This is a genomic window from Microbacterium testaceum StLB037 (assembly GCF_008763945.1).
Classification (GTDB): Bacteria; Actinomycetota; Actinomycetes; order Actinomycetales; family Microbacteriaceae; genus Microbacterium; species Microbacterium testaceum_G.
Genome location: NZ_VTQH01000004.1, coordinates 21,298 through 29,660, shown reverse-complemented (window position 1 = coordinate 29,660; position 8,363 = coordinate 21,298). Strand labels below are relative to the sequence as shown.

Annotated in this window: 8 protein-coding genes; 7 read left to right on the top strand and 1 reads right to left on the bottom strand. The window is 70.7% G+C overall.

All coding sequences use genetic code 11. The features are described 5' to 3' along the window. Positions 1-55: 55 nt before the first annotated feature. Positions 56-1,060, bottom strand: coding sequence for a hypothetical protein (locus tag F9B98_RS15670; protein WP_150959154.1), 1,005 nt, complete (start codon positions 1,058-1,060; stop codon positions 56-58). 6 nt (positions 1,061-1,066) lie between these two features. Here F9B98_RS15670 and F9B98_RS15665 point away from each other — a divergent pair, with 6 nt between their 5' ends. The 7 genes from F9B98_RS15665 (at position 1,067) to F9B98_RS15640 (ending at position 8,363) form a co-directional block, all read left to right on the top strand. Then, a complete protein-coding gene (locus F9B98_RS15665) occupies positions 1,067-1,789 on the top strand; it encodes a hypothetical protein (protein WP_150959153.1) in 723 nt (240 codons plus the stop codon). Continuing rightward, positions 1,786-2,823, top strand: coding sequence for an HAD-IIA family hydrolase (locus tag F9B98_RS15660; RefSeq protein ID WP_412177054.1), 1,038 nt, complete (start codon positions 1,786-1,788; stop codon positions 2,821-2,823). Before F9B98_RS15665 ends, F9B98_RS15660 begins: the two co-directional genes overlap by 4 nt. 19 nt (positions 2,824-2,842) lie before the next feature. After that, positions 2,843-3,004 (top strand): hypothetical protein, encoded by a 162-nt coding sequence (locus tag F9B98_RS16035; protein WP_191966909.1) that lies wholly within the window; start codon positions 2,843-2,845, stop codon positions 3,002-3,004. Next, positions 3,001-3,801 carry a TlyA family RNA methyltransferase gene (locus F9B98_RS15655; protein WP_150959152.1) on the top strand — a complete coding sequence of 267 codons (801 nt, stop codon included), beginning with the start codon at positions 3,001-3,003 and terminating at the stop codon, positions 3,799-3,801. The genes F9B98_RS16035 and F9B98_RS15655 overlap by 4 nt, the downstream gene beginning before the upstream one ends. After that, the gene (locus F9B98_RS15650; RefSeq protein ID WP_150959151.1) at positions 3,798-4,718 is read left to right on the top strand and encodes an NAD kinase; all 921 of its coding nucleotides are present in this window, start codon (positions 3,798-3,800) and stop codon (positions 4,716-4,718) included. The genes F9B98_RS15655 and F9B98_RS15650 overlap by 4 nt, the downstream gene beginning before the upstream one ends. Further along, positions 4,715-6,409 (top strand): DNA repair protein RecN, encoded by a 1,695-nt coding sequence (recN, locus tag F9B98_RS15645; RefSeq protein WP_150959150.1) that lies wholly within the window; start codon positions 4,715-4,717, stop codon positions 6,407-6,409. Before F9B98_RS15650 ends, recN begins: the two co-directional genes overlap by 4 nt. A 256-nt stretch (positions 6,410-6,665) precedes the next feature. After that, positions 6,666-8,363 carry a CTP synthase gene (locus F9B98_RS15640; protein ID WP_150959157.1) on the top strand — a complete coding sequence of 566 codons (1,698 nt, stop codon included), beginning with the start codon at positions 6,666-6,668 and terminating at the stop codon, positions 8,361-8,363.

The following is an 8,363-nucleotide window of genomic DNA, read 5'->3' as shown; positions in this document are numbered from 1 at the left end:
GCCGGACTTCTTTTCAGTCGAAATGGCCACCCAAAGCTGGGTGGCCATTTCGCATTTACGGGCCCAATTCCCGGGAAGGACAGTCATGTCGACGGACGACGCGAACGATCGCAGGAGCAACGAAGGGCGCTCGGGCGACCGCGCGTCCGGTCGCTATCAGTCCTCTCGGAACAATGACTCTTCGCCTCGGGGCGAGCGTCCATTCCGCCGCGGCGGCGATGCCGGAGGTCGTCCTGAGCGCGATGGCGGATCGCGTTCCTACGGACGCGATCCGGGTGGCGCGGGTCGCCCCGCCCGTGACGGCGACCGGCCCGTGCGTCGCGACGGTGATCGCCCGTATCGGGGCGGTGAGCGTCCGGTTCGTCGTGACGGGGATCGTCCGTTCCGTAACGACGGCGACCGTCCCTTCCGTCGTGACGGGGACCGCCCCGTTCGTCGTGACGGGGATCGTCCGTTCCGCAACGACGGTGACCGTCCCGTCCGTCGCGACGGCGACCGGCCCGTGCGTCGCGACGGTGATCGCCCGTACCGGGGCGGTGAGCGTCCGGTTCGTCGTGACGGGGATCGTCCGTTCCGCAACGACGGTGACCGTCCCTTCCGTCGTGACGGGGACCGCCCCGTTCGTCGTGACGGTGACCGTCCGTTCCGCAACGACGGTGACCGTCCCTTCCGTCGTGACGGGGACCGCCCCGTTCGTCGTGACGGTGACCGTCCGTTCCGCAACGACGGTGACCGACCTGCTCGTCGAGAGGGGGATCGTCCGTTCCGTCGGGACGGCGACCGTCCCGTGCGACGGGATGGAGACCGTCCGGCCCGGCGCGATGGCGATTCCCGGGGATTCTCCGGGACGGATCGGCGCCCGAGTGGTGACCGTCGCCCGGGGGCCGGAGCACCGCGACGGTACGACCGTGAAGACTCGCGGGCCACGCGTCCGCCCCAGGATCGACGCGAGCGCGGCCCCGAGATTCCCGAGGACGTCACCGCATTCGACCTCCCGGGGGCAGCTCGTAACGAGCTGAAGACACTGAGCAAAGACAACGCCGACAACGTCGCTCGTCACCTCGCGATGGCCGCCCGCCTGATCGACGAGGATCCCGCGCGCGCGCACCAGCATGCCCTCGCGGCGTCCCGGAGTGCGGGACGTGTCGGGGTCGTCCGGGAGACGGTCGCCATCACCGCGTACGCGGTCGGTGACTTCGCCCTGGCCCTTCGCGAGTTGCGTACGCACCGCCGCATCACGGGTTCCGATGAGCAGCTTCCGCTCATCGTCGACAGCGAGCGCGGCGTCGGTCGTCCCGATCGTGCGCTCGAGGAGGGGCGCGCCGTCGACCGCTCGACGCTGTCGGTGCCGGTGCGCGTGCAACTGGCGATCGCCATGTCGGGAGCACGTCTCGACCTCGGTCAGACCGACCGCGCTCTGCAGGAGCTCGAGATCCCCGAGGCCGACCCGGACCGTGCGTTCGAGTGGAGCCCCGCGCTCTTCTCCGCGCGCGCGGCGGTGCTCGAAGAGCTGGGTCGCGCGGACGAGGCCGCGGAGTGGGAGCGCCGTGCGGAGATCGCGGCGGACGCACTCGACGCCGCCGCCGGCGTCGCGGACCGCGAGGTCATCGTCGTCGAGGAGATCGAGCTCATCGATGACGAGGGTGGAGTGGACGTGGCATCCGGAGTCATCCCCCTCGAAGACGCGGACGGCGAGTCGGCCGGTTCCGCGGGCGACGAGGGCGTGGCCGGCGACGAGCCTGTCGACGGCGCCGACGTCGAGCTGAACGGCGAGGAAGGCGAGCGGTGATCTTCCGACGCAGCGCTCCTGAGCCGACGCCACTCGAGGGCGTCGATGTGGTGCTGGCGGACCTCGACGGTGTCGTCTACGCCGGACCGGGTGCTCTGCCGCACGCCGTCGAGAGCCTCATTCGCGCCCAGCAGGAGGGGCGTCGACTCGGGTACATCACCAACAACGCGTCGCGCACCGACGCGTCAGTGGCCGAGCACCTCACCTCGCTCGGGCTGCACGTCGCGCCGGACGATGTCACCACGAGCCCGCAGGCGGCGATGCGCCTGATGCGCGACCTGGTCCCCGCGGGCTCGACCCTGCTCGTCATCGGCGGCGAAGGGCTCGTCGTCGAGGTCGAGAAGGCCGGGTTCGTCGTGACTCGCAGTGCGGACGATCATCCCGCTGCGGTGGTCCAGGGCTTCGCGCCGGAGGTCGGATGGGTTCACCTGGCGGAGGCGGCCTACGCGCTCGCGACGCCGGTGGAAGAGGGCGGCATCCCATGGGTGGCGACGAACTCCGACTGGACCATTCCGCAGGCGCGGGGCATCGCGCCGGGTAACGGCACGCTCGTGTCGGCGGTGCACACCGCGGTCGGACGGCTGGCCACGATCGCCGGCAAGCCCGAGCGGCCCATCTTCGACGTCGCTGTCTCCCGCACCGGCGCGCAGACGCCGCTGTTCATCGGCGACCGTCTCGACACCGACATCCAGGGCGCGCGTACGGCGGACATGCGTTCTCTGCTGGTGCTGACGGGCATCGATCGCCCGAAGCAGATCCTCGCGGCACCGCCGGCCCAGCGTCCGGACTACATCGTGGAAGACCTGCGGCAGCTGTTCGAGCCGTACCCCACGACGGTCGTCAAAGGCGCCCGTACCCGTGTGGGCGACGCGATCGTCGAAATCGACGGAGTCGATCTGCGGATCGTCAACGACGGGGGTCGACAGATCGACCTGCTCCGCGCGGGCGCGGCCGCCATCTGGAACAGCGGTCGGGCGATCTTCGGTTTCCGGGTTCCGGAGCAGCTCTACGCGGACCCGTTCCGCGTGCGCTGACGTCGGTAGCATGGCATCCATGTCCGACAGCTCCGCCCCGGACGCCGCCGGGCTCATCGACCGGTTGCGCCTCATCGAGGAGCAGCCCCTCGAGACCCGTGCCGCCGCCTACGCCGCGGTGCACGAGGAGCTGGCCCGACGCCTCGAGTCCGCACCGAACGATTCCGCGTCGGCGTCGTGACCGCTCGTCTCGACGCCGAACTCGCGGCGCGCGGGTTGGCGCGCTCGCGCTCGCACGCGGCCCAACTGATCTCGGGCGGACTCGTGACCGTCGACGGACGGCCGGTGGTCAAAGCGTCGGCGCAGGTCGATGAGGCGAGTCTGGTCGAGGTCGCCGGGGCGGACCACTACGTCAGCCGTGGCGCCCACAAGCTGCTGGCCGCGCTCGACGCGTTCGACGTCGACGTGCACGGACGCGTCGCCCTCGACCTGGGGGCGTCGACGGGCGGATTCACCCAGGTTCTGCGCGAACACGGTGCGAAGCCGGTGATGGCCGTCGACGTGGGGCACGGGCAGTTATCCACCGTCGTGGCGGCGGACCTCGACGTGGTGTCGGTCGAGGGGTATAACGTGCGGTTCATGACCGCCGACTCTCTCGCCAGCGCCACCGGCATCGCCGAACGGCCCACGGTGGTGACGGGCGATCTCTCCTTCATCTCCCTGCATCATGTGCTGCCGGCCGTGGTCGCCACGGCAGCGTCGGACGCCGACGTCGTGCTGCTGATCAAGCCGCAGTTCGAGGTGGGACGCACCGCGGTCAAGGGCGGGCTCGTGACCGACCCCGCGCTGCGATCCGATGCCGTCCACGGCGTGCTCTGGGCGGCCTGGGACGCGGGGCTCAAGACCGCCGGGCTCATCGCCTCGCCGATCGTCGGTACGCATGGCAACCAGGAGTACGTCGCGTGGTTCTCGGCCACCCGGGGCAGCGACCCCTCAGAATGGGAGAGCACCGTGACCCGACTGACCGGAAGCCGATGACCCCCAGCGATCGCCGAATCCTCCTCGTCGTCCACGCGCGCCGTGACGACACCGTCCACGCCGCCGAACGCATCCTGACCGCCGTGCGGTCGGCCGGTGCCACACCGGTGGTGTCCGCGGAGGACCGGCCCGAACTGGCGGAGCGGCTCGCGCTCGAGGGCGTGCAGACCCTGGGCGTCGACGTCGACATCGACGACATCGAGCTGGCCATCGTTCTCGGCGGCGACGGCACGATCCTGCGGGCGGCCGAGGTCGTACGCGGCGGTACCGTGCCCATCCTCGGCATCAATATGGGTCACGTCGGATTCCTCGCCGAGATCGAGCGGGACGACATGGACGACGCCGTGCGCCGCGTGATCGACCGCGACTACGTCGTCGAGGAGCGCCTCGCCCTCGCCGTGCGGGTTCTCGACTCCGACGACGAGGTCATCTTCGAGACGTGGGCGCTCAACGAGGCGACCGTCGAGAAGGCGAGCCGAGAGCGGATGCTCGAGGTCGTCATGGAGGTGGACGGTCGCCCCCTGTCGTCCTTCGGGTGCGACGGCATCGTCGTGGCCTCACCGACCGGCTCGACCGCCTACAACTTCTCCGCCGGCGGACCCGTCATCTGGCCGACGGTCGAGGCCATCGCCGTGGTGCCCCTGTCGGCGCATGCGCTCTTCGCCCGCCCGCTCGTCGTGAGCCCCGACGCCATGGTCGCTGTGGAGGTACTCGAGCGCACCAGCGGCAGCGGCATCCTGTGGTGCGACGGGCGTCGCTCGCATGAGCTGCCTCCGGGTGCCCGCGTGATGGTGCGCCGCTCGTCCCGCCCCGTGCGACTGGCCCGACTGCACCCCGCCGCCTTCACGGACCGCCTCGTCCGCAAGTTCCGACTCCCCGTCACGGGATGGCGCGGGATGCCGGGAGGTGCGGCGTGATCGAGGAGATGCGGCTGCGCGACCTCGGCGTGATCGCCGACGCCACCCTGCCCATCGGTCGCGGGTTCACCGCTATCACCGGTGAGACCGGTGCGGGCAAGACGATGGTCGTGACCGGCCTCGGGCTGCTGCTCGGCCAGCGCGCGGACTCGGGGGCTGTGCGCAAGGGCGCCGCCCAGGCGGCCGTCGAGGGCGTCTGGCTCGTCCCCGAAGAGGGGGCCGTCGCCGCCCGCGTGCGCGAAGCCGGTGGCGACGTGGAGCCTGTCGGCGGAGGGTCGGCCGAGCTCTACCTCGGCCGCACGGTCTCGAGCGAAGGTCGCGGGCGCGCCACCGTGGGCGGTCGTACGGCACCGGCGGGCGTCCTCGCCGATCTGGCCGACGACCTCGTCGTCGTGCACGGACAGTCCGACCAGCTGCGTCTGAAGTCCTCGTCGGCCCAGCGCGACGCCCTCGACCGCTTCGGCGGCGAGCCCGTGGTCACCGCTCGCTCGGCGTACCGCGCCGCCTGGGACACCTGGCGCGCCCTCGACGCCGAGTTGACCACCCTGACCGCCGATCGCGACGACCGCGCGCGCGAGGCCGAGCAGTTGCGTTCCGCGATCGCGGAGATCGAGGCCGCGGCGCCCGTCGCCGGCGAAGAGGAAGAGCTCGCGCGCCGGGCCGAACGTCTCGCCAACGCCGAAGACCTGCGCATCGCGGCGGTGACGGCGCACGCCGCCCTGTCCAACGAGGACGGCTCGCCGGACGTGGTGACGCTCCTCGCGGAGGCCCGACGAGCCCTGGAACGGATCTCGGGCAGCGACGAGGCCCTCGCCGCGATCGGCGAGCTCGTCGCCGACCTGGGGTACCGGGCCACCGATGCGTCCGTCGCCCTGTCGGGCTACCTCGCTGATCTCGACGAGTCGGGGCCGCACGAACTCGCCGCCGTGGATGAACGCCGAGGCGTCCTCGCGGGACTCGCACGCACGCACGGCTCGATCGATGCGGCGATCGCGCTCCTGGAAACCGGTTCGGCTCGCCTTGTCGAGCTCGACGACGACGGTGACCGCATCGAGCGGTTGCAGACCCAGCGCGACGCCGCAGCGACCGCCCTCGACGCCGCGGCCGAGGCGCTGACGGCTGCTCGCCGCGAGGCCGCCGAACGGCTGGGCGCCGCCGTGACGGAGGAGCTGCACGCGCTGGCACTGCCCGACGCCCGGCTGACCGTCGACGTGGCGCCGGCACCCCCCGCCGGTCACGGCCGGGACGAGGTCTCGATCCTTCTCGCCCCGCACCCGGGCGCCGACCCCCGGCCCGTCTCGCGGGGAGCGTCCGGGGGCGAGCTCAGCCGCGTCATGCTGGCGATCGAGGTCGTCATCGCGGCCGTCGATCCGGTCCCGACGTTCGTCTTCGACGAGGTCGATGCGGGGATCGGCGGTGCCGCGGCGATCGAGGTCGGTCGGCGTCTGGCCCGTCTCGCCGAATCGTCTCAGGTGATCGCCGTCACGCACCTCGCCCAGGTCGCGGCATTCGCCGGGAACCACCTGACGGTCGTGAAGGGGAACGACGGTGCGGTCACGGCATCCAGTGTCCGCCGCCTCGACGGCGCGGAGCGCGAAGCCGAGATGGCTCGCCTGCTGTCGGGTCTCAGCGATTCGGATGCCGCTCTCACCCACGCGCGCGAGCTCCTGGAGACCGGACGACTCCGATGACGAGCGCGTCCGACGACGAGCCATCAGCTCCGCCGGACGCGACCATGATCGACCCTGCTCGGCATACACCGCTGTCTGCGTTCCTCTCGGGCTCCCGCCCCGCCTGATCAGCGTCCGGGTCGTGCTGTTCGCCACCGTCGCGCTCGTGCGCACCCGCCGACGCGGCATCGTCACGCGAACGTGACGCGGATGTCGGAGGCGGGTGCCAGACTCAGGGGCGAACCCCCACACGCGACTGATAGGATCGAAGCCCGTGATGCAGAACTCGGACGCGGGACATTCAGACGGCACGACTTTCACGACGAAGCACATCTTCGTCACCGGAGGCGTGGTCTCCTCCCTCGGGAAGGGCCTGACGGCGGCAAGCCTCGGCAACCTCCTCACGGCTCGTGGTCTGCGCGTGGTCATGCAGAAGCTCGACCCGTACCTGAACGTCGATCCCGGAACGATGAACCCGTTCCAGCACGGCGAGGTCTTCGTGACCGACGACGGGGCCGAGACCGACCTCGATATCGGCCACTACGAGCGCTTCCTCGACATCGAGCTGAGCCAGGCGGCGAACGTCACCACGGGCCAGATCTACTCGCAGGTCATCGCCCGTGAGCGCCGAGGCGAGTACCTCGGCGACACCGTGCAGGTCATCCCGCACATCACTGACGAGATCAAGCGCCGCATGCGTCTGCAGGCCAGCGAGCAGCCGCAGCCCGACGTCATCATCACCGAGATCGGCGGAACCGTCGGCGACATCGAGTCGCAGCCCTTCATCGAGTCGGCGCGTCAGATCCGTCACGAGCTCGGCCGCAAGAACGTGTTCTTCGTGCACGTCTCGCTCGTGCCGTTCATGGGCGCCTCGGGCGAGCAGAAGACCAAGCCGACGCAGCACTCCGTCGCGACGCTGCGCTCCATCGGCATTCAGCCCGACGCCCTCGTGCTCCGCAGCGACCGCCCCGTCACCGAGTCGAACAAGCGCAAGATCGCGCTCATGTGCGACGTCGACGAGGACGCGGTCGTCAACGCGATCGACGTGCCGAGCATCTACGACATCCCGTCGATGATGCACGACCAGGGTCTCGACGCCTACATCGTCGACGCGCTGGACATCTCGAAGGCCGCCGACGTCGACTGGACGCGCTGGAACCGCGTGCTGCAGGCCGTCCACAATCCCAAGCACGAAGTCACGATCGGCCTGGTCGGCAAGTACATCGACCTGCCCGACGCGTACCTCTCGGTCACCGAGGCCATCAAGGCCGGCGGATTCGGCCAGGAGACCCACGTGAAGATCACGTGGATCCCCTCCGACCTGTGCGAGACGCCGGAGGGTGCGGCGAAGGCCCTCGGCGCGGTCGACGGCATCATCGTCCCCGGTGGGTTCGGCATCCGGGGTATCGAAGGAAAGCTCGGCGCGCTGCGGTTCGCGCGCGAGCAGGGCATCCCCACCCTCGGCATCTGCCTCGGCCTGCAGTGCATGGTGATCGAGTACGCGCGCACCGTCGCCGGCCTCGAGGGTGCCTCGTCGAGCGAGTTCGACCCCGACACCGCCCACCCGGTCGTGGCCACGATGGCCGAGCAGGTCGACATCCTCGAGAGCGGCGACCTGGGCGGCACGATGCGCCTGGGCCTGTACCCGGCCGCGCTCGCGGAGGGCTCGCTCGCCGCCGACCTGTACGGGTCGAACAGCATCTCGGAGCGTCACCGCCACCGCTACGAGGTCAACAACGCCTACCGCCAGCAGCTGAGCGACGCCGGCCTGGTGTTCTCGGGCCTCAACCCCGATCTCGACCTCGTCGAGTTCGTCGAGCTGCCGCGTGACGTGCACCCGTACTACATCGCGACGCAGGCCCACCCCGAACTGCGCTCGCGCCCGACCGAGCCGCATCCGCTGTTCCGCGGTCTCGTCGGCGCCGCCCTCGAGCGTCACCGCTCGAGCGAGCTGTTCGACGTCGAGGAGGACTGA

What these genes read in the sequence shown, in the direction of transcription:
- F9B98_RS15650 (WP_150959151.1), top strand. Translation starts at nt 3,798, where the DNA reads ATGACCCCCAGCGATCGCCGAATCCTCCTCGTCGTCCACGCGCGCCGT.
- F9B98_RS16035 (WP_191966909.1), top strand. Translation starts at nt 2,843, where the DNA reads ATGTCCGACAGCTCCGCCCCGGACGCCGCCGGGCTCATCGACCGGTTG.
- F9B98_RS15665 (WP_150959153.1), top strand. Translation starts at nt 1,067, where the DNA reads ATGGCCGCCCGCCTGATCGACGAGGATCCCGCGCGCGCGCACCAGCAT.
- F9B98_RS15640 (WP_150959157.1), top strand. Translation starts at nt 6,666, where the DNA reads ATGCAGAACTCGGACGCGGGACATTCAGACGGCACGACTTTCACGACG.